Origin of the sequence: Aeromonas sp. PrichA-15, assembly GCF_017939245.1 — a bacterium.
In the GTDB taxonomy this organism is placed as follows: Bacteria; Pseudomonadota; Gammaproteobacteria; order Enterobacterales; family Aeromonadaceae; genus Aeromonas; species Aeromonas caviae.
The window spans coordinates 17,204-36,106 of the sequence record NZ_JAGKRH010000070.1; the positions used below are offsets into that span (position 1 = coordinate 17,204).

At 62.9% G+C, this 18,903-nt stretch carries 18 protein-coding genes; 7 read left to right on the top strand and 11 right to left on the bottom strand.

What is annotated here, in order from left to right:
• The first annotated feature begins 24 nt into the window (after positions 1–24).
• Positions 25–915, top strand: coding sequence for a LysR family transcriptional regulator (locus J9889_RS11125; protein WP_010674471.1), 891 nt, complete (start codon positions 25–27; stop codon positions 913–915).
• A gap of 95 nt (positions 916–1,010) precedes the next feature.
• On the opposite strand, the gene araA is transcribed toward J9889_RS11125, so the two are convergent.
• From araA to J9889_RS11140, 3 genes are read right to left on the bottom strand one after another with little or no spacing between them, the layout of a single operon-like run.
• Positions 1,011–2,510 carry an L-arabinose isomerase gene (araA, locus tag J9889_RS11130; protein WP_010674472.1) on the bottom strand — a complete coding sequence of 500 codons (1,500 nt, stop codon included), beginning with the start codon at positions 2,508–2,510 and terminating at the stop codon, positions 1,011–1,013.
• A 14-nt stretch (positions 2,511–2,524) separates the two neighbouring features.
• Positions 2,525–3,223: an L-ribulose-5-phosphate 4-epimerase gene (locus J9889_RS11135; RefSeq protein ID WP_010674473.1), complete on the bottom strand. Its 699-nt coding sequence runs from the start codon at positions 3,221–3,223 to the stop codon at positions 2,525–2,527.
• Entirely contained in the window at positions 3,220–4,896 is a 1,677-nt protein-coding gene (locus J9889_RS11140; protein WP_010674474.1) for a ribulokinase, read from the bottom strand. The genes J9889_RS11135 and J9889_RS11140 overlap by 4 nt, the downstream gene beginning before the upstream one ends.
• A gap of 360 nt (positions 4,897–5,256) precedes the next feature.
• Here J9889_RS11140 and J9889_RS11145 point away from each other — a divergent pair, with 360 nt between their 5' ends.
• The 4 genes from J9889_RS11145 to araC all read left to right on the top strand — a co-directional run bounded on the left by J9889_RS11145 (position 5,257) and on the right by araC (position 9,897).
• Complete coding sequence (locus J9889_RS11145; protein WP_010674475.1) at positions 5,257–6,240, top strand: arabinose ABC transporter substrate-binding protein; 984 nt, start codon at positions 5,257–5,259, stop codon at positions 6,238–6,240.
• A 66-nt stretch (positions 6,241–6,306) separates the two neighbouring features.
• Positions 6,307–7,803 carry an L-arabinose ABC transporter ATP-binding protein AraG gene (gene araG / locus J9889_RS11150; RefSeq protein WP_010674476.1) on the top strand — a complete coding sequence of 499 codons (1,497 nt, stop codon included), beginning with the start codon at positions 6,307–6,309 and terminating at the stop codon, positions 7,801–7,803.
• A 48-nt stretch (positions 7,804–7,851) separates the two neighbouring features.
• The gene (araH, locus tag J9889_RS11155) at positions 7,852–8,853 is read left to right on the top strand and encodes an L-arabinose ABC transporter permease AraH (protein ID WP_010674477.1); all 1,002 of its coding nucleotides are present in this window, start codon (positions 7,852–7,854) and stop codon (positions 8,851–8,853) included.
• A gap of 132 nt (positions 8,854–8,985) precedes the next feature.
• The gene (araC, locus tag J9889_RS11160) at positions 8,986–9,897 is read left to right on the top strand and encodes an arabinose operon transcriptional regulator AraC (RefSeq protein ID WP_010674478.1); all 912 of its coding nucleotides are present in this window, start codon (positions 8,986–8,988) and stop codon (positions 9,895–9,897) included.
• Between the two features lie 68 nt (positions 9,898–9,965).
• Here araC and ykgO read toward each other — a convergent pair whose 3' ends face one another.
• Positions 9,966–10,091, bottom strand: a complete 126-nt coding sequence (ykgO, locus tag J9889_RS11165; protein ID WP_010674479.1) for a type B 50S ribosomal protein L36 — start codon at positions 10,089–10,091, stop codon at positions 9,966–9,968.
• On the bottom strand, positions 10,088–10,357 hold the full coding sequence (locus tag J9889_RS11170) for a type B 50S ribosomal protein L31 (RefSeq protein ID WP_010674480.1): 270 nt from the start codon (positions 10,355–10,357) through the stop codon (positions 10,088–10,090). Before J9889_RS11170 ends, ykgO begins: the two co-directional genes overlap by 4 nt.
• A 225-nt stretch (positions 10,358–10,582) precedes the next feature.
• Between J9889_RS11170 and J9889_RS11175 the strand changes: the two genes are divergently transcribed.
• Complete coding sequence (locus J9889_RS11175) at positions 10,583–10,837, top strand: DinI family protein (RefSeq protein ID WP_010674481.1); 255 nt, start codon at positions 10,583–10,585, stop codon at positions 10,835–10,837.
• Between the two features lie 279 nt (positions 10,838–11,116).
• Here J9889_RS11175 and J9889_RS11180 read toward each other — a convergent pair whose 3' ends face one another.
• The 5 genes from J9889_RS11180 to dcuC all read right to left on the bottom strand — a co-directional run bounded on the left by J9889_RS11180 (position 11,117) and on the right by dcuC (position 17,600).
• Entirely contained in the window at positions 11,117–11,929 is an 813-nt protein-coding gene (locus J9889_RS11180; RefSeq protein ID WP_041201585.1) for a DUF2927 domain-containing protein, read from the bottom strand.
• Between the two features lie 20 nt (positions 11,930–11,949).
• The gene (locus J9889_RS11185; protein WP_010674483.1) at positions 11,950–12,453 is read right to left on the bottom strand and encodes a M48 family metallopeptidase; all 504 of its coding nucleotides are present in this window, start codon (positions 12,451–12,453) and stop codon (positions 11,950–11,952) included.
• A gap of 131 nt (positions 12,454–12,584) precedes the next feature.
• The gene (locus tag J9889_RS11190; protein WP_210556712.1) at positions 12,585–14,228 is read right to left on the bottom strand and encodes a hypothetical protein; all 1,644 of its coding nucleotides are present in this window, start codon (positions 14,226–14,228) and stop codon (positions 12,585–12,587) included.
• A 279-nt stretch (positions 14,229–14,507) separates the two neighbouring features.
• Positions 14,508–16,157, bottom strand: coding sequence for a bifunctional UDP-sugar hydrolase/5'-nucleotidase (locus J9889_RS11195; RefSeq protein WP_029314413.1), 1,650 nt, complete (start codon positions 16,155–16,157; stop codon positions 14,508–14,510).
• A gap of 90 nt (positions 16,158–16,247) precedes the next feature.
• Positions 16,248–17,600: an anaerobic C4-dicarboxylate transporter DcuC gene (gene dcuC, locus J9889_RS11200; RefSeq protein ID WP_010674486.1), complete on the bottom strand. Its 1,353-nt coding sequence runs from the start codon at positions 17,598–17,600 to the stop codon at positions 16,248–16,250.
• A 323-nt stretch (positions 17,601–17,923) separates the two neighbouring features.
• On the opposite strand from dcuC, the gene J9889_RS11205 reads away from it, so the two are divergent.
• Complete coding sequence (locus tag J9889_RS11205) at positions 17,924–18,529, top strand: DUF922 domain-containing protein (protein ID WP_010674487.1); 606 nt, start codon at positions 17,924–17,926, stop codon at positions 18,527–18,529.
• Between the two features lie 49 nt (positions 18,530–18,578).
• Here the strand turns inward: J9889_RS11205 and J9889_RS11210 are convergent.
• On the bottom strand, positions 18,579–18,903 hold a 325-nt coding region (locus tag J9889_RS11210; protein ID WP_210556713.1), incomplete at its 5' end, for a transposase.

Genomic DNA, 18,903 nt, shown 5'->3' on the forward strand with positions numbered 1-18,903 from the left:
TTTTCTCAAGCATGGAGGCTTGTCATGTTGTCCACCCAGCCGCGTACTCAGTTGCCTCTCTATGGTCTGCAGGTCTTCGAGTGTTCTGCCCGCCACCTGAGTTTTACCCTGGCTGCCGACGAGCTGTGCGTGAGCCAGGGGGCGGTGAGCAAGCAGATCGCCCAGCTGGAGGCGCGCCTGGGCCACCTGCTGTTCGTGCGCGGCACCCGTTGTCTCACCTTGACCCCCGCCGCCGAGCGGCTGCTGCCTTTCGTTCGTGAAGGGCTGGCCCGCATGGGGGAGGGGCTCAGCGCCTTGCAGACCCTGCCCCACGAACAGGCGATCAGCATCAAGGTGCCCTCCTGCGCCAGCCGCTGGCTGCTGCGGCGGTTGCAGGCGTTCGAGGGGGAGGCGGTGGAGGTGCGTGGCAGCCATAGCCATGGCATCGACTTCTCCCGGGAGCCCTTCGATCTCGCCATCGTCTACCAGCCCTGCCTGGGGCGCTATCCCCACAGCCAGCCCCTGTTTCGGGAACGGCTGACCCCGGTCTGCGCCCCGGCGTTTGCTGCCAAGCATCGTCTGTTCGAGCGCGACCTGAACGAGCTGCCCCTGCTGCCTCTCATCCATGCCAGCGCCGATAGGCGGGACTGGCGCAACTGGTTCGCCGCCTTCCTCGACATCCCCTGGCAGCCCCAGGGGGGGCAGCTGTTCGATACCCTGGACTTGGCGATGAATGCCGCCTTGCAGGGGTTTGGCCTCTCTCTCGGGGATCCCACCATAGTGGCCGAGGAGCTGGAGAGCGGCGCCCTGGTCGCTCCCTTTGCCCCCGTGCTGGAGACGGATCACGAATACGCCCTGATCGCCCGGCCCGACAGCCAGCGCCACGGGGTGCAGCGAGTCTGTCACTGGCTGCTGGAGGGGGAGGGTCATCCCTGAGGGACGCGAAATGAAACAGCCCCGCGGGCGGGGCTGTTGTCAGGTGAATACCATCTCCATACAGTCATGGTGATGGCCGCTGGCCGATTAAAGGGTCACTGGCAGATCTTGTAGTAGACCTCGTTCCAGCGCAGTTGCTCCTTGAGCGCGGGGATGCGGGTGTGCTCGTCGATGACCACAAACTCGATACCCATGATGTCGGCGAAGGTGCGCAGCTGCTCGATGTCCACCGCCTGGGTGAACACCGAGTGGTGGGCGGCGCCCGCCAGGATCCAGGCCTCGGCGCTGGTCTGCAGGTCCGGCAGGGGTTTCCACAGGGCGCTGGCCACCGGGAGTTTCGGCATGGCCTCTGGCAGGTCCACCACTTCCAGCTGATTGACCACCAGGCGGAAGCGGTTGCCGAGATCGATGAGGCTGGCGTTGACCGCCTTGCCCGCCGGGGCCGCGAACAGCAGGCGGGCCGGATCGGCTTTCTTGCCTATGCCTAAGTGCTGGGCGTCCAGCACGGGTTTGCCTGCGGCGATGGAGGGGCAGACCTCCAGCATGTGGGCCCCCAGCACCAGGTTGTTGCCCGCTTCCAGATGGTAGGTGTAGTCCTCCATGAAGGAGGCACCCCCCGCAAGGCCATATCCCATCACTTTCAGGGTGCGCAAGAGGGCCGCTGTCTTCCAGTCCCCTTCTGCCCCAAATCCGAAGCCTTGCTCCATCAGACGCTGGCAGGCGAGGCCCGGCAGCTGGTGCAGACCATAGAGATCTTCGAAGGTGGTGGTGAAAGCGCCAAAGCCGCCGTCGGTGAGGAACTTCTTCATCCCCAGCTCCTGGCGCGCCGCCTCGTACAAGGAGGCACGCAGCGGCCCACCCGCCAGCACCGCCTCGGTCAGGGTGTAGGTCGCTTCATATTCGGCCAGCAGCGCCTCGATGTCGCTCTCGGGCACGGCATCGATCACCTTGACCAGATCGCCGACCGGGTGGTAGTTCACCTGATAGCCGAACTGGATCTGGGCCTCAATCTTGTCGCCCTCGGTGACCGCCACGTTGCGCATGTTGTCGCCAAAACGGGCGATCTTGAGGTGGCGGCTGTCGTGGATGGCGGCGGCGATGCGCATCCAGTTGCCAATCTTCTGTCTGGCCTCTTCATCTTGCCAGTGACCCACCACCACGGTGCGCGGCAGCCGCAGGCGGGCCCCCATGAAGCCGAACTCGCGCCCGCCGTGGGCGGTCTGGTTCAGGTTCATGAAGTCCATGTCGATCTCGCTCCAGGGGAGATCCCGGTTGAACTGGGTGTGAAATTGCAGCAGGGGCTTTTGCAACTGGCTCAGCGCCGGGATCCACATCTTGGCGGGGGAGAAGGTGTGCATCCACACCATGAGCCCGGCGCAGCGCTCGTCGTGGTTGGCATCCCGGGCCACCGCGCTGATTTCATCCAGGGTGGTACCGGTGGGTTTGAGCACTATCTTGAGGGGCAGGTTCGCCCCCTCGTTGAGCTGGCTGGCGATGGTGTGGGCGTGATCGGCCACCTGCTTCAATGTGGTGGCGCCATACAGGTGCTGGCTGCCGACCAGGAACCACACTTCCAGCTGTTTCATCAATTCCATGAGTTTGTCCTCTTTTAGGCTTTTGTCTGGCCGTAATAGGCGTGTTTGCCATGCTTGCGCTGGTAGTGCTTCTCCAGCAGGTAATCGGGCAGGGGGCGGGCCCCCGGGTTGATCTGGCCGGTGAGCCAGGCCATGCGGGCCACCTCTTCCAGCACCACGGCGTTGTGCACTGCATCCTCGGCGCTCTTGCCCCAGCTGAAGGGGCCGTGGTTGGCCACCAGCACCCCCGGCATGGTGAGGATGGGGGTCTGCTTGAGGGTTTCGACGATGAGATGACCGGTCAGCCCCTCGTAATCCTCCTCCACTTCGCCCGGGGTGAGCAGGCGGGAGCAGGGGATCTCGCCGTGGAAGTAGTCGGCCTGGGTGGTGCCGAAAATGGGGATGGGACGCCCCGCCTGGGCCCAGGCGGTGGCATGGGTGGAGTGGGTGTGCACCACGCCGCCAAGCTCCGGATAGGCGCGATAGAGCACCAGGTGGGTGGCGGTGTCGGAGGAGGGGCGAAGGTCCCCCTCCACCTGCTTGCCCGCCAGATCCAGCACCACCATGTCCTCGACCCGCATCCGCTCATAGCTGACGCCGCTTGGCTTTATCACCACCAGATTGCGCTCTCGGTCGATGCCGCTCACGTTGCCCCAGGTGAAGGTCACCAGGCCATGGCGCGGCAGATCCAGATTGGCGGCGAGCACCTGATCCTTGAGGGTCTTGAGGTTCATGCCGGCACCCCCCGGTTGTAGAGCGGTTCGGCGGCGGCGCCCCAGGCGAGGTAGCGCTGGTAGAGGCGTTCATACTCGGCGACCCGCTCGGGGTGTGGCTGGTGGGTGCGCTCCACGGCGCTCGCCATGTGGTGCTGGGCCTTGGCCACATCGGCGTGGATCCCGGCCGCCACGGCGGCAAAGATGGCCGCCCCCAGGGCGCAGCACTGATCCGAGGCCACCACCTGGATAGGCCTGTTCATCACGTCGGCGCAGGTCTGCATCACGGTGGTGGACTTGCGGGCGATGCCGCCAAGGGCGATCACCTGCTCCACCGGCACCTGCTGACTGGTCATGCACTCCATGATGCTGCGGGCACCGAAGGCGGTGGAGGCCACCAGGGCACCGAAGAGATCGGGGGCATCGGTGCCGAGGTTGATCCCCGTGAGGGTGCCCTGCAGGCGCTGGTTGGCATAGGGGGTGCGCCGGCCGTTGAACCAGTCGAGCACCACCGGCAGGTGCGCCAGGTCGCGCTGCTGATCCCAGGCGGCGGCGAGGCTGGGTAACAGGGCCTGCTTGTGGCGCTCGATGGCGGTGCGAAGCTCCGGATACTGGGCGGCGAGGCTGTCCAGGGGCCAGCCGAGCTGGCGCTGATACCAGGCATAGATGTCACCGAACGCGGACTGTCCTGCCTCCAGCCCCACCATGCCCGGCACCACGCTGCCGTCTACCTGGCCGCAGATCCCGGCAATGGCCCGATCACCTATGGTGGCCTCATCTGCGATCAGGATGTCGCAGGTGGAGGTGCCTATCACCTTCACCAGCGCATTGTTGCCGGCCCCGGCTCCCACCGCCCCCATGTGGCAGTCAAAGGCGCCGCCGGCGATCACCACCTCGCAGGAGAGGTGTAGCCGCTCCGCCCACTCCGGGGTCAGAGTGCCGACCGGGAGATCGGCGGTCCAGCTGCCGGTAAAGAGGGGGAAGTCGAGATCCTCCGTCAGCAGGGGATCCAGGGCATTGAGGAAGTCGGCGGGCGGCAGGCCGCCCCAGCTCGGGTGCCAGAGGGACTTGTGGCCGGCGGCACAGCGCCCGCGCTTGAGGGTGGCCGGGGCCTGGGTGCCGCTCAGGACGGCGGGGACCCAGTCACACAGCTCGACCCAGTTGCAGGCGGCGGCGCGCACGGCGGCATCGGCGCGGGAGACGTGCAGGATCTTGGCCCAGAACCACTCGGAGGAGTAAATGCCGCCGATGTAGCGGCTGTAGTCGGGGAACTGGCCGCCGTGGCACAGGGCGGTGATGGCCTCCGCCTCCTCGATGGCGGTGTGATCCTTCCACAGCACGAACATGGCGTTGGGGTTGTCGGCAAACTCCGGACGCAGGGCCAGCACGCGCCCCTCTCTGTCGATGGGGGCGGGGGTGGAGCCGGTGCTGTCCACCCCGATGCCGCGCACGGCGGTGCGCTGACTCGGCGTGAGCTGGCTCACCACCGCCACCACTGCCTGCTCCATGGACTCCAGATAGTCGAGGGGGTGGTGGCGGAACTGGTTGTTGACCGGTTGGCAGTAGTGGCCTGCCTGCCAGCGCGGGTAATAGACGACATGGGTCGCCAGCTCGGCGCCGTCCTGGCAGCGCACGGCGAGTGCCCTGACCGAGTCGCTGCCGAAATCGAGTCCGATGACGATGTGCTCAGACATAAGTGCTCCTGACCATCAATGAGGGGTGACTGGGGGGAACCATAGGAGATGGGCAGGAGGGGCGGTTAGCCATTGGCTGCTGGAAATATGGATTTTAACGCTGTCAGTGCGACAGGGTGACGGCTCTCTAAAATTCAATATGTGACGAAATTGCTAATTATATAGACGAAATGGCTGCAATCTCATGGCGTGATCCTGCTCTCCATTTTTAATTGTGAAAACGATTACAACTTGGTTCGCTCAATCAGCAACAACAATAACGTCCTGTTTAAGCATGTTTTTATATGGCTGCGACTTGATTGACTCAACGAGCAGCACTGCGTGGATACATGGATTGATAGAACCGTTGGAGACATTCGCATGAACAAAATCGTTAAAGGCATGATCGCGATGGGGTTCGCCCTTGGTATGGCAAATTCTGCTTTCTCGGCCGAAGCGCTGAAGCTGGGCTACCTGGTCAAGCAGCCCGAGGAGCCCTGGTTCCAGACCGAGTGGAACTTCGCCGACAAGGCGGGCAAGGAACTGGGCTTCGAGGTGATCAAGATAGCCGTCCCCGACGGGGAGAAGACCCTCAATGCCATCGACAGTCTGGCGGCGAATGGCGCCAAGGGCTTCGTCATCTGTACCCCTGATCCCAAACTCGGTGCCGCCATCATGGCCAAGGCCAACAGCATGGATCTGAAGGTCATCACGGTGGATGACCAGTTCGTCAACGCCAAGGGCCAGCCCATGGAGCAAGTGCCCCTGGTGATGATGGCCGCCACCAAGATTGGCGAGCGTCAGGGTCAGGAGCTCTACAAGGAGATGCAAAAGCGCCAGTGGGACGTAAAGGCGACCGGGGTGCTCGCCATCACCGCCGACGAGCTCGACACCGCCCGTCGCCGGGTCGAGGGCTCCCTGGGCGCGCTCAAGGCCGCCGGTTTCCCCGAGGGCCAGATCTTCCGCGCGCCCACCAAGAGCAACGACATTCCGGGGGCGCTGGATGCCGCCAACTCCATGCTGGTGCAACACCCCGAGGTCAAGAACTGGCTCATCGTCGGCATGAATGACAACACCGTGCTCGGCGGCGTGCGCGCTACCGAAGGGCAGGGCTTCAAGGCGGAGAACGTCATCGGCATCGGTATCAACGGGGTGGATGCGGTGAACGAGCTCTCCAAGTCCAGCGCCACCGGCTTCCTCGGCTCCCTGCTGCCCAGCCCGGACGTACACGGCTACAAGAGCATCCAGATGCTCCATGACTGGGTCGTCAACGGCGCCGAGCCTGCCAAGTTCACCGAGGTGACCGACGTGGTACTCATCACCCGCGACAACTTCAAGGCCGAGCTGCAAAAGAAAGGGCTGTGATCCCCATCCCTTGATACCCATGCCGGCATGGCGGAGTGCGCCGTGCCGGCTGGCTGGAGTCATCTCATGAATCAAGTTCCATATCTGGAGTTTTGCGGCATCAGCAAGGAGTTTCCCGGCGTCAAGGCGCTGCAGAACGTCTCCTTCGCCTGCCAGCAGGGCACGGTACACGCGCTGATGGGAGAGAACGGGGCCGGCAAGTCCACCCTGCTCAAGATCCTGAGCGGTTTTCAGGCGCCCACCCGCGGGGTGGTGAAGCTGGCGGGTCAGGAGAAAGTGTTCCAAAACACGGTCGATGCCCTTGAGAGCGGGATCGCCATCATCTATCAGGAGCTGCACCTGGTCCCTGAAATGAGCGTGGCGGAGAACATCTACCTGGGGCAGTTGCCGACCCGGCGCGGCGTCATCGATCGGGAGAAGCTCTATCAGGATGCAGCCAGGCAGCTGGCACGCCTCGGGATGGATGTCTCCCCCGAGACGCCGCTCAAGTACCTGTCCCTGGGTCAGTGGCAGATGGTGGAGATCGCCAAGGCCCTGACCCGGGACGCCAGCGTCATCGCCTTCGACGAGCCGACCAGCAGCCTCTCGTCCCGCGAGATTGAGCAGCTGTTTCGGGTCATCCGCCAGTTGCGGGACGAGGGCAAGGTCATTCTCTACGTCTCCCACCGCATGGACGAGATCTTCGCCCTGTGCGATGCCATCACGGTGTTCAAGGATGGCCAGTTCGTGCGCACCTTCGCTTCCATGGCCGAGGTGGACCGGGATCTGCTGGTCAAGACCATGGTGGGGCGCGAACTGACCGACATCTATGGTTACAGCCCAAGGCCGCTTGGCGAGGCGGGCCTCAAGGTGGAGCACCTGATGGGACCCGGCCTCAAGGCGCCGGTGTCGCTCGAGGTAAAGAGAGGGGAGATCCTCGGCATCTTCGGGCTGGTGGGGGCCGGGCGCAGCGAGCTGATGAAGCTTATCTTCGGCGCCGAGACACCTCGGGGGGGCGAGATATCGGTGTTTGGCAAACAGGTGGTCATTCAGAGCCCCATCGATGCCATTCGCAGCGGCATCATGCTCTGCACCGAAGACAGGAAGGCGCTCGGCATCATCCCCATCCATTCGGTGCAGGAGAACATCAACATCAGCGCCCGCCGCCACCACGCGTGGGGAGGCTTCTGGATCAACCAGAAGTGGGAGGACGAGAACGCGAGGCTGCGGATCCGCGACATGCGGGTCAAGACCCCGTCTCCCCAGCAGGCCATCATGAACCTCTCCGGCGGCAACCAGCAGAAGGCCATTCTGGGACGCTGGCTGTCGGAAGACATGAAAGTGATCCTGCTCGACGAGCCGACCCGAGGCATCGACGTCGGGGCAAAGAACGAGATTTACAACGTGATTTACGATCTGGCCAAGGTGGGCATCGCCGTGGTGGTGGTCTCGAGCGAGCTGCCGGAGGTGCTGGGCATCGCGGATCGGATCCTGGTCATGCGGGAGGGGGAGATCGCCGGCGAGCTTTCCCACGACGAGGCCAACGAGGTCAAGGCGCTCAATCTGGCCATGCCGGCCCGTTGATCTGCTGACCGCAACGAGATAGCACCCGGAATTTTCAGGAGAAATACCATGACAACAACGACCTCGGTCGGCCAAGCCGCCAACGACACCGCGGCGAGCGGTACCCGCCTGCAACTGACCCGCATCTGGGATCAGTACGGCATGCTGGTGATCTTCGCCATCCTGTTCCTGCTCGCCTGCGTGCTGGTCCCCAACTTCGCCAGCCTGATCAACATGCGGGGGCTCGGGCTTGCCGTCTCCATGTCGGGCATGGTGGCCTGCGGCATGCTGTTCTGCCTCGCCTCCGGCGAGTTCGACATGTCGGTGGGCTCCGTGGTGGCCTGCTCCGGGGTTGCCTGCGCGGTGGGCATCAACGCCACCGAGAGCATCCCCCTCGGCATTCTGGCCGGTCTCTCGGTGGGCCTTGTCTTTGGCCTCATCAACGGCATCGTCGTGGCCAAATTCAAGATCAACGCCCTCATCACCACCCTTGCCACCATGCAGATGGCGCGCGGGGTGGGCTACATCATCTCCGACGGCAAGGCGGTGGGCATCGTGGAGGAGGGCTTCTTCGAGCTTGGCAACTCCGCCCTGCTTGGCATCCCGACGCCCATCTGGCTGACGGCTGTCTGCTTCGTGTTGTTCGGTCTGCTGCTCAACAAGACCACCTTCGGGCGCAATACCCTGGCCATGGGGGGCAACGAGGAGGCGGCGCGTCTGGCCGGGGTCAACGTGGTGCGCACCAAGATCATCATCTTCACCATGACCGGGCTCATCGCCTCGCTCGCCGGCATCATCCTCGCATCCCGCATGACCTCGGGTCAGCCCATGACCTCCATCGGCTTCGAGCTGGTGGTGATCTCCGCCTGCGTGCTGGGTGGGGTCTCCATGAAGGGGGGGATCGGCAAGATATCCTATATCATCGCCGGGGTGCTGATCCTGGGGCTGATGGAGAACGCCATGAACCTGCTCAACATCTCCCCGTTTGCCCAGTACGTGGTGCGTGGCCTCATCCTGCTCGCCGCCGTGCTGTTCGACCGCTACAAGCAGGTGCGCAAAGCCCGTATCTGAGCGATGTCTTTCCTCGTCACCGGGCCGGCCTCGCGCCGGCCCGGTGTTTTCCCCGGCAAGCTGTGAGCCAGTTCAACAATTTCACAACGAACAGCTTGCGAACATAGGGGGTTCCTACGCCGGATCTCTACAATGGCCCATGTCGACTTTTTTACCGAAACCCTGTTTTCCGCCATGTCCTCGATGCAAAAAGAGAAGCCGAAACAACTCAATCCCCTGCTGCCTGGCTACGCCTTCGACGTCTTCCTGGTCTCGGGGATGACTCCCATCGAGCAGGGGAGCGCGCTGGATTTCACCATCGACAGGCCCCACGGCATGAAGGGGTTCATCGTCAATCTGACCATCAAGGGCAAGGGGCAGATCTTTCAGGGGGACAAGGCCTTCACCGTGGAACCCGGCGACCTGCTGCTCTTTCCACCAGCGGCGGTGCACCATTACGGCCGGGCGCCGGATGCCCGGGAGTGGTATCACCGCTGGGTCTATTTCCGGCCGCGGGCCTATTGGACTGACTGGCTCAAGTGGCCCCAGGTGACGGAGCAGGTGGGGCGACTGCAACTGGCGGACAACCAGCTGCTCACCGAATTCGACGCCCTCTTCCTCGACATCGAGGAGACCCACAAGCAGCTGCGGCCCATGTCGGAGCAACTGGCCATGAACCTCTTGGAGCGGTTGCTCATCCGCTGCTACGAGGCATCGTCCCAGAATGCCTATCCCGCCATCGATCACCGGGTCCACGAGGCGTGCCAGATCCTGAGCGAGTCCCTCTCGGCCGAGATCTCGGTGGAAGCGCTGGCGGAGCAGGTATTCTTGTCTCCCTCGCGCCTCGCGCACCTGTTTCGCGAGCAGGTGGGGGTGAGCATAGTGCGCTGGCGCGAGGATCAGCGCATCATGCGGGCCAAGCTGCTGCTGCAGACCACGCCGCTGTCGGTCGCCACCATAGGCCAGCAGGTGGGCTATGACGATCAGCTCTACTTCTCGCGGGTGTTCCGAAAGCGGGTAGGGGTCAGCCCCACCGAGTACCGCAAGTGCGCCACCCCGCTGTGAGCAGAGCCCAGAGATGACAAAGCCCTCATGACGAGGGCTTTTGTTATCCATGAGGGGCGGATGCGCAATCAGCCCTGACGAGCCTTGAACCTGGGATTGCTCTTGCAGATGACGAACAACTTGCCGCGCCGACGCACGATCTGGCAGTCCGGGTGACGCGACTTGGCGGATTTCAGGGAGGCGAGGACTTTCATTGTTTCTCTTTTCCTTTGCTGAAGAACTGACCGAATCGCTGGCCGAAGCGAGCGACCTGACCTTCCTTGCCGACCTGCTTCTGTTTGCCGGTATAGAAGGGGTGGGACGCGCTGGAGACATCCAGCGTCACATAGGGGTAGGTGTTGCCATCTTCCCACTCTCTGGTGCGATCGGTGGCCAGCGTGGAGCCGATCAGAAAGTAGGTATTGCTGGCGAGATCGCGGAACAGAACCTTGCGGTATTCAGGGTGAATATGGGGGCGCATGATTGCCTCTTTTGTTATGTTATAACAAGAGATGGATAATGCGATGGATGAGAATCAATATCAACTGTTTTTTCCATGATGACAGCGATGGGGGAAAATCGGGGCCGTTCGGCTGCACATCGTCAGCGAGAAGGTGTGAGCGGTGAGGGCCTATGTGCAGCCACCATCTTTACTTTTTAAAAATACTGTATAAAAATACAGTAAACTATCATGGAGACGTACCTTATGCGCCTGGAAATCATCATCGACAGAAAACACCAGATCCCCACCTCGACCATGGAGGCCTTGCGCCAGGAGCTGCTCAAGCAACTGGGTGAGCGCTTTCCCGATCTGCATGTGCGGGTGGCACCGGGTAGTGCCATGGCTCTGACGGTCAGTCGCGCCAGCAAGGAAGACAAGGAGCTGGCCGAAGCCATGGTGCAGGAGGTGTGGGAAAACGCCGATAGCTGGATGCCGGAAGAAGAGGCTCTGGAGGCCTGAAGATAAGCTCTCAGCGGCAAACATCGTCGTGATCCACCAGGGCGCGAGGAGGAACCTCCAGTCGGGTGATGATCCCTGTACCGGCTTTGCCGAACCGCTCTTCAAAACACGCAGCCATGGGCTGCGTGTTGCGTTGATGGGGTAAGCGCATGACCATGAAGGCGAAAGGCGAAAGGCGAAAGGCGAAAGGCGAAAGGCGAAAGGCGAAAGGCGAAAGGCGAAAGGCGAAAGGCGAAAGGCGAAAGGCGAAAGGCGAAAGAGTAATGTTTCTGGCTGCGCTCAGAGTCCCGCCCAACGCTTGAGGCTGTCGACTTGCACTCGTTGGGTGGCCTGTGCGATGTCGCCATTGGCACGCAGTGCCTTGAGGGCGGTGGGGAGCGCCGTGCGTACCTCGTCCGCCGTCATGCCCGGTTGCAATGCCGGGTGGTAGGCAAGCTTGAGCAACACGTAATCGAGCCCGGTCAGAAAGCTGTCGATGCTGCTGTCATTGAAGATGGAGGGGAACACCTTGTCCGAGTCGTTGGGCAGCCCCATCACCTGGCTCAGCTCTTCCACCACGCAATCCAGAAAACGGCCCTTTGCCCGGCTGTAATCCACCGGAATGATGATGGTGGCACGGGTGATCTCGTAGCGAGCGTTGGTGGCGAAATTGGCCAGGCAGATCCCCTCCTTGAGGGCGATGCGCACCGACTCGTCCTGGCGCATGGTGCGTGCAGCCCAGCTCGCCATCTGTTTGTGCCGGGTCATGATGAGGGTGAGATTGGGGTTGTCGCTGACAATCTCGATGGGGTGACCGGTGATCCTGCTCAGGTGACGGGTCTGTACCTTGACGACCTCGGCCTGTAGCGGCTTGTCGCCGAATTCGTTGACGAGCTTGAGACGCACGGGGCCCGGCCAGCGGGAGAAGTGCTCCTGTTGTTCATGGCCATACTCCCGTTTCATGGCGATTTCCATGAAGCTCTGGACAAGGTAGTCATCACGTTGCCAGCGTTCGGTGGCCGACAGCGGCAGGGAGAAGAGCCAGAGCATCAGCCCCGGGAGCAACCAGTGCCCATGGCGAACGGGCTGGACAGGTGTGTGCCATGGGCGCATCTTGCCTCCTTGCAAGGGGATCAGCGGGCGGTACGCTCGATATCACGCCAGGTGAGCCAGAGCCTGAGATCGAACTCCAGTTGATGATAGTCCGGTTCCATGTGCTGGCAGAGCTGGTAGAAAGCCTTGTTGTGATCCTTCTCCTTCAGGTGGGCCAGCTCATGCACCACTATCATCTTGAGAAAGGCGGGATGGGCCTCCTTGAACAGGGCGGCGATGCGGATCTCGTTCTTGGCCTTGAGCTTGCTGCCCTGCACCCGGCTGACATAGGTGTGCAGTCCCAGGGCATCCTTGATCACGTTGATCTTGCCGTCGAAGATCACCTTGGAAAGCGGCGCGGAGCTTTTCAGGTAGCGGTTCTTCAGCTCCATGGTATAGGCGAGCAGCGCCTTGTCGCTCTGGACGAGGTGGGTTTGCGGGTAGCGCTTGGCCAGCATCTCGCCGAGTTTGCCCGCCGCAATCAACTGCTGTACCTGAGCCTTGAGTGGCTCCGGATAGCCCCCCAGATAAGTCAGCTCCGCCATGATTCTTCCCTCTGCCGCAAAAAAGAGCGCCATTGTAGTCAGGATGGGGCCCCTTGAACATGGTCGGCCCCCCTCTTTATGACGACAACGAAAAGGGGCCACCACCAGGATGGCCCCTTCTGTGTGCCTGATTAGCGGCGCCGGTACAGGCCCGGGTCCACCTCTTCATACTGGGCTGCCAGATACTGGTAGAAGGCAAGGTGGGAGGGGGAGGTCGGAGTCTTGAGCTCCTGTGCCACCCGCTCCGGTTTGGCGATGATGAATTTGGGTTGTTGGCGCTGGATGTCAGCCAGCACCCGCTCGCGCACATCGTAGGGCGGGTTGACGTTGGCAAAGAACAGATAGGCGGAGGCCGGCTGGCGATCGGTCCAGAGGTAGTATTGCGGCTGGATGCCATCGACCCAGATCTTGTCGGTGGGCGCCGTCTCGGCCAGGATACGATCGACCCTGACCTGGGCGGGGGGATTGAACGGCCTGCCCTTGAGATTGCCTTCCCAGGCGTTGTTGACCAGCAGCGCCAGCATGGCCAGCGAGGCGAGCCAGGGGGTGGCGCTTCGCACGTCCCAGGCGCGCCAGAGCGGGACCAGAATGAGCACGTGCAAGGCCCACAGCAGGCTGTTGCCGAGCACCTCGCGCACCCGCTCCAGAGACCACTCCTTGGTGCTCCAGCCATAGCCGAGCTGCTGGGCCAGCAACCAGCTGGCGGTCAGCACCACCAGGGAGATGCAAAGTAGCCCCAGGGCATCGGATCGCTGCTCGCTTCTGTCCAGCAGGCAGGCGAGCGGCAGCAGGCCAAGCTGCAGATAGAGCACGTCATAGTGATCGAACACATGGCCGGAGACCGAGTTGGCGATCAGGGTGAACAGCACCCCCAGCAGGGTGGCGCACAGCGCGGGGAGATACCACTCCTGGCGGCGCCCGAGCATCAGCACGAGGAAGGCGGGCAGCAGCATGATGAGGCCGGTGCGCAGCAGACCGACGGCGCCCACCTCAGGAGAGAAGCCGTTGCCGTAGCTCCCTTCAAAGAAGATGCCGAAGGCGTAGTATTTGAACTCGGCCAGCACGTCGTGGTGCTGGAAGTAGGCATAGAGCGGGCCGCCGACGAGGGCCAGTCCAAGCAGGCTGGAAAAGAGCAGGGCAAAGGCGCAGCGCCACTGCTCGCGCAGGCACCAGTGACAGAAGAGCACCAGATACCAGGCACCCCAGAAGGCGCCGTTGTTGGTGCGCATCCAGGCCACGATGGCGAAGGTGAGTGCGGCGACCAGGGCCGGTCCCCAGCTGAATCGCTTGTCCAGCAGCATGGTGATGAAAGCCCACTGGGCGATGAGGGCCAGATGGAATGTCCAGTCCTCTGTCATGTTGCCGTAGTAGTAGCGAGTGCTGTAGAGCGCCAGCAGGGCCAGCATGCTGCCAAGTCGCGCCCGCACCGAGAGCCCGAGCTGCGAAAAAGCCTGCCAGCTCGCCATGAGGCCCAGCCAGCAGAGCACCCACTCCAGCAGCCAGATCCCGAAGAAGCCACCAAGGCCATAGCCCAGTGCATCGAGGGCGAAGATCATGGGACCCTTGATGTCGATCATGTCCCGATAGAGTACGCCCCCCTCGCTCCACATCTTGCCCATCACCGCAAACAGGGAGGCATCAAATCCCGGGGCCATGCCGTGGAACAGCGGATTGCGCAGACAGAACAGCAGAGCCATCAGGGCGGTGAGCAAGATGACCGACGGCCTGATCCCGGGATTGTGGCGGTGCGGGGTAAAGCGGATGGCATGATTCATGGGTGACCTGTTCCTGCGGGAAAGACTGAAAAAGCGGGCTTATCTTGCCGAGCCGGGCTGCACGATGCAATGGAAGAAGTGTAGGCACCTGAAATAATTCGTAAAAGTATCGTTTTCACGCCTCTGGCTGCACTGGCAGGCCCCATCACAAGACAGGGCTGGCGCAGTCGGGCGTCACAGCCTGAGGTTGCATGGTAGGGGGCCTGCGCCTGGGAGCGGATCAGGATTCCCCTATGCGGGGGAAAGGCGGCACCGACCCGGGATGGGCCGGTGCCAGATTCACTGGCCGTGATACTCCACCAAGGCCGGCAGGGGGCTGAGTTCCGGCAGGTGGCGTGCCCAGCGCAGGAAGGCATCCGCCAGGGTGATGCCGAGCTCCTGATTGTGCTGGGTCAGGGTGCGGGCAAGGGCCGTGTAGCCCTCCTTGCCGGAGGCGGTATAGGCACTGGAGACCCCGCGATAGATGGCATCCGGCTCGACGTGCTGCCACTGACCCGGGCTGGCTTCCCATTCCAGGCGAGTGATCCTCTCCCCTTTGGGTCTGTCGGCCTGATAGCAGAAGCGCACCCCGGCGGTATAGGGGAAGCTGCCGCTGCCATTGCCCGTCCCCCCGTTGTTGGTGGCGTTGTCGATGGCCCCCTCCAGCGCTTCGGCCAGTTCATGGCCGTGCACCCGGTAGAGGGTGAGGGGAATGGCAAAGGGCAGCAGGCGTCCGGCAACGTCTGCTTCGGTCAGGGGGCCGGGCTCGAGGGAGCAGCGTACGCCCCCGGCATTGTGCAGGGCAAAGTCCACCTGACCCACCTGTTCGCGGGCACTGGCCAGCATGGCACTCGCTACCAGGGGGGCGACCTGGCTGCCGGCGGGCAGGCTGTCATCGGGCAGGCGCTGGTGATGGAGCGGATCAGCGAGCCGGGTCACCACGCGCCGGGTCATGGTTTCGAGCTCGGGGCGATAGCGTCTGGCCAGATGCTGCTCGAGCTCGGGGGCCGGTTCGCAGAAGTGCAGCCCCGCAGGAGGCGGGGAAGCAAAGGGCCAGGGATCCCAGGGTAACCACTCCAGCTGGCCGCGGCTTTGGCACACGCGTCCCTGCTCGTCGAAGGTGAGTTCGCACACCCCGAGACAGAGGGCGCTGTGGGCGGCGTGCAGGATGGCCACCCCGTTCACCATGAGGGGATAGCTGCCTTCGCTGTCGAGCCCGAGCGGCGCCAGATCCCCCAGCAGGCTGTGGGTGTGTCCGCCGACGATGAGGCTGAGCTCGGGGAAGCGGGTCGCCAGTCGCTTGTCCTGCGCCAGACCCAGGTGGCTGAGCAGGATAATGTGCTGGATGCCGGCGGCCTTGATCTCGCCGAGGGCACGGCTCAAGGTCTCTTCGATACCGTGGAAACGGGTGTGGGGATCGGGGCTCGCGATGGCGGCCATCTGCGGCAGCGTGATGCCGAGCAGGGCGAAGGGCACGTCGTCGATGACGCGCTTGTGCCAGGGGCGGCTTGCGTCAAACAGCTGCGGCAGTCCCTGCAGCCGCAGCGGGGCATCGGCGGGCTCCTGACGGTTGTCGATGTTGGCGGCGAGCACCGGGAAATCGAGCTGGCGCAAAAACTCCACCAGCGGCCCGTTGCCCAGATCGAATTCGTGGTTGCCGATCACCATGGCATCCGGTCGCAAGAGGGCCAGCAGGTCCGCATTGGCCCGCCCTTTGAAGCGATTGAAGTAAAGTGACCCCTGGAAGGTATCGCCGCCATGCAGCAGCAGGCAGGTCTGGCCGGCTGCCTCGGCCTGTTGGCGCAGGGCGGTGAGCCGGGTCAGGATGCGGCCATAGCCGCCGCACTGGGTGCGCCATTCGGACTCGCCATCGGGGGAGAAGCGCATGGGGGCGCCATCGAAATGGGAGTGGCAGTCGCTGAAGTGGGCAAGTTGAACCGTCATACTCAAGGCTCGGTCCTCCTTAGGAAAAAAGAGCACCGAGTCTACTGCATGGGGTGGGGGGGATACCAGCCCGGCGGCAGCCGGGCCGGTAAAGAGTCAGGCGGGAACCATGATCTGGGTGGCGAGGATCACTACCAGCAGGCCGACGGCCACCGGCAGCGAGGTACGTTTGACCACCTCGAACGGAGAGAGATTGCCCATCCCCGCACAGGCGACCACCACCCCGGAGACCGGCGAGATGGTGCGGCCGAGGTTGGATGCCTGCAGCATGGGGATCACCAGATAGGCCGGGTTGACGCCGAGGCTGGTGGCCAAATGGGGGATGAGCTCAACGAAGGCGTAGAAGGGGGCGTTGCCGGAACCCGTGGTGAAGGCCGCCAGGGTGGTGATGACCACCAGCACCAGCATGATGACGATGCCGCCGGTACCGAAGCTCTGGGCCAGATCCAGGAGGTTGGCGATGAAACCAAGCCCCATCAGACCCTGGGCAAAGACCCCGGCACCCACCAGCAGCATCACCACGCCGGCGAAGGCGTCGGCCATGTTGCGCCAGCACACCTGCAGCCCGTCCAGCAGCTCGCGGCCGTTGCGCTTGCGCACCAGCTCCAGCAGGGCGGCCAGCACCAGGCAGATGACGATGATGGTGACGATATCGAGCTTGGGCCCCAGTTTGCCGTCAAACAGCAGCACACCGATGATGGGGGTGAAGGGGAGGATGGCGTAGAAGCCGGGGGCGTCGGTGACGAGATCGCTCGGGGCGACCGCGGCGTTGTGCTCCCCGGCCTTCTGATCCAGATAACGCTGCCAGAAGAAGTGGGTCACCGCCATGGCGGCGATGGCCACCAGGGAAATGGGCAGGGTCAGCTTGAAGGCAAACTCGATGAGCTCCATGTTCGCGGCCTGGGCGGCCATCACCACGTCCCCCGAGGTGGGGGAGAGGATGATGGCGGCCGGCGAGGCGCACACCGCCGCCGCCGCGCCACGGGAGATCCCCATGTTGACCATCAGCGGGAAGAGGGTGGCCATCAGCAGAACCCCGAGGCCGGTTGCGGAGCTCACCGCCAGCGACATGGCGCAGGCGACCAGATAGGCGGCCACCAGCAGGATGTAGGGGGACTTGATGACACCGAGGGGTTTGCTCGCGAGCTTCACCAGTATGGTGTTGGCGCCGATGTGGCTCATGTAGCCGGCAAAGCCGCACAGCACCATGATGAGCATGCCGAGGCCACCCCCCCTGTCGACCAGCAGGAAGCGCACGTATTCGAAGATGTCGGTGGCCATGTGGCCGGTGGAGGGGACGCTCGCCGGCAGCACCGCCTTGCCCATCAGGGCGGTGATCGCCAGCAGCAGCAGGCCGCCGCTGAGCAGTACCCCGGTGGCGGAGTAGCCCTTGAAGATGTAGCGACCCACGGCCAGGGTGACCAGGGTGCCGATCAGGAGTTCTATCATAAAACCTTCCCAAGAGTTGAAATGAGGGGGTGGCCTGCCAGGGCTCACCAGAGGGTTGCGCTGGACTATCCGGCATCGGCCAACAAAAACACTACGGATATTACCCACTAAGGAGTATTTCACCATCCATTCGATGGCAGCTTGTGATCTCGACTGCAAATCCCCGCCTGAGCCGGGGTGATGACTCGCACGTTTGCAGCAACCGGGTGCCAAGAGCGGATGACAGGGGGCTGGATCAGGGGTAATCTCCCAATCGGGTTATTAATGCATTGATTATTAATTGAAATTAAGCCGGGACTCACAAGGAGCAAAGCCGCGGACAGATGGGACTCTTCAGCAAGACAGGGGTGACGGTGGCCCTCATTTATGCCGCCTCAATCGGTGCTGTACCTTCCCACTATGCCGGTGTGAAGGTCGCCCCCGATATCAAGGTCGACTTCCAGTTCTATCGGGTCTCCGGGGCCGATGTGGGGGCCGTGATGCGCCAGATCACCGCCTTGTCGCCCACCCAGGCGGACGGGCACATCGGCAAGGCCAGTTATCAGCTCTCCTGGCAGTTGCAGACGAAGGCGACGGCGGCGCGCTGCGAGCTGGAGCAGGCCAGCGTCCGTGCCCGCATCCAGGTCAGGGTGCCCAACTGGATGGACAAGGCCCGTGCGCCCGCGAAGGAGCGCCAGAAGTGGGACAAGCTGGTGGCCGCCATGTTTGATTACGAGAGCCGTCACAAGGATATCCTGCTGGAGAGCGTGAGCCAGCTTGGCACGCGCCTCGCCCAGTTGCCGGTGACCCGGGATTGCCCAACCCTGGAGCATCAGGGCTGGCAGGCAGGGCAGGCGGTGCTGGAGGCCACCCGGGCGCGGTTCGACACCCTGGCCAGCCAGACCGATCAGGGGCGCAAGCTGGGGGTCGTCTGGCCCAGGGCTGGCTGATGACACGTGTACAGGCCCATGGACGCTCATGGGAAACATAAAAAAAGGTTCATCGCGGCTTTCCGGGGAAGGCCGCCTTGATTTTCAGAAAAAAGTATTCTGAGTCCCTAAATCCATATGCCATACGCTTTATCACTTTGATCTTGTTGTTCACCCCTTCCAGCACACTCGTGTGCATCGGGTAGTTTGCACTCGCCAGGATCCCCCGCATATATTTCGATAAATTTTGACCAAATCGTTGCAGCGGCGCTAGCCCGCTTTCCTTCACCTGCCGCATCCAGCTCCGCCATCGTCGCCATCCTTCCCACACGCTCGGCGCATACCAGATGCCCTTCAACGCCTCTTTCAGCACGTACACCATCGCCAGCGGTTGA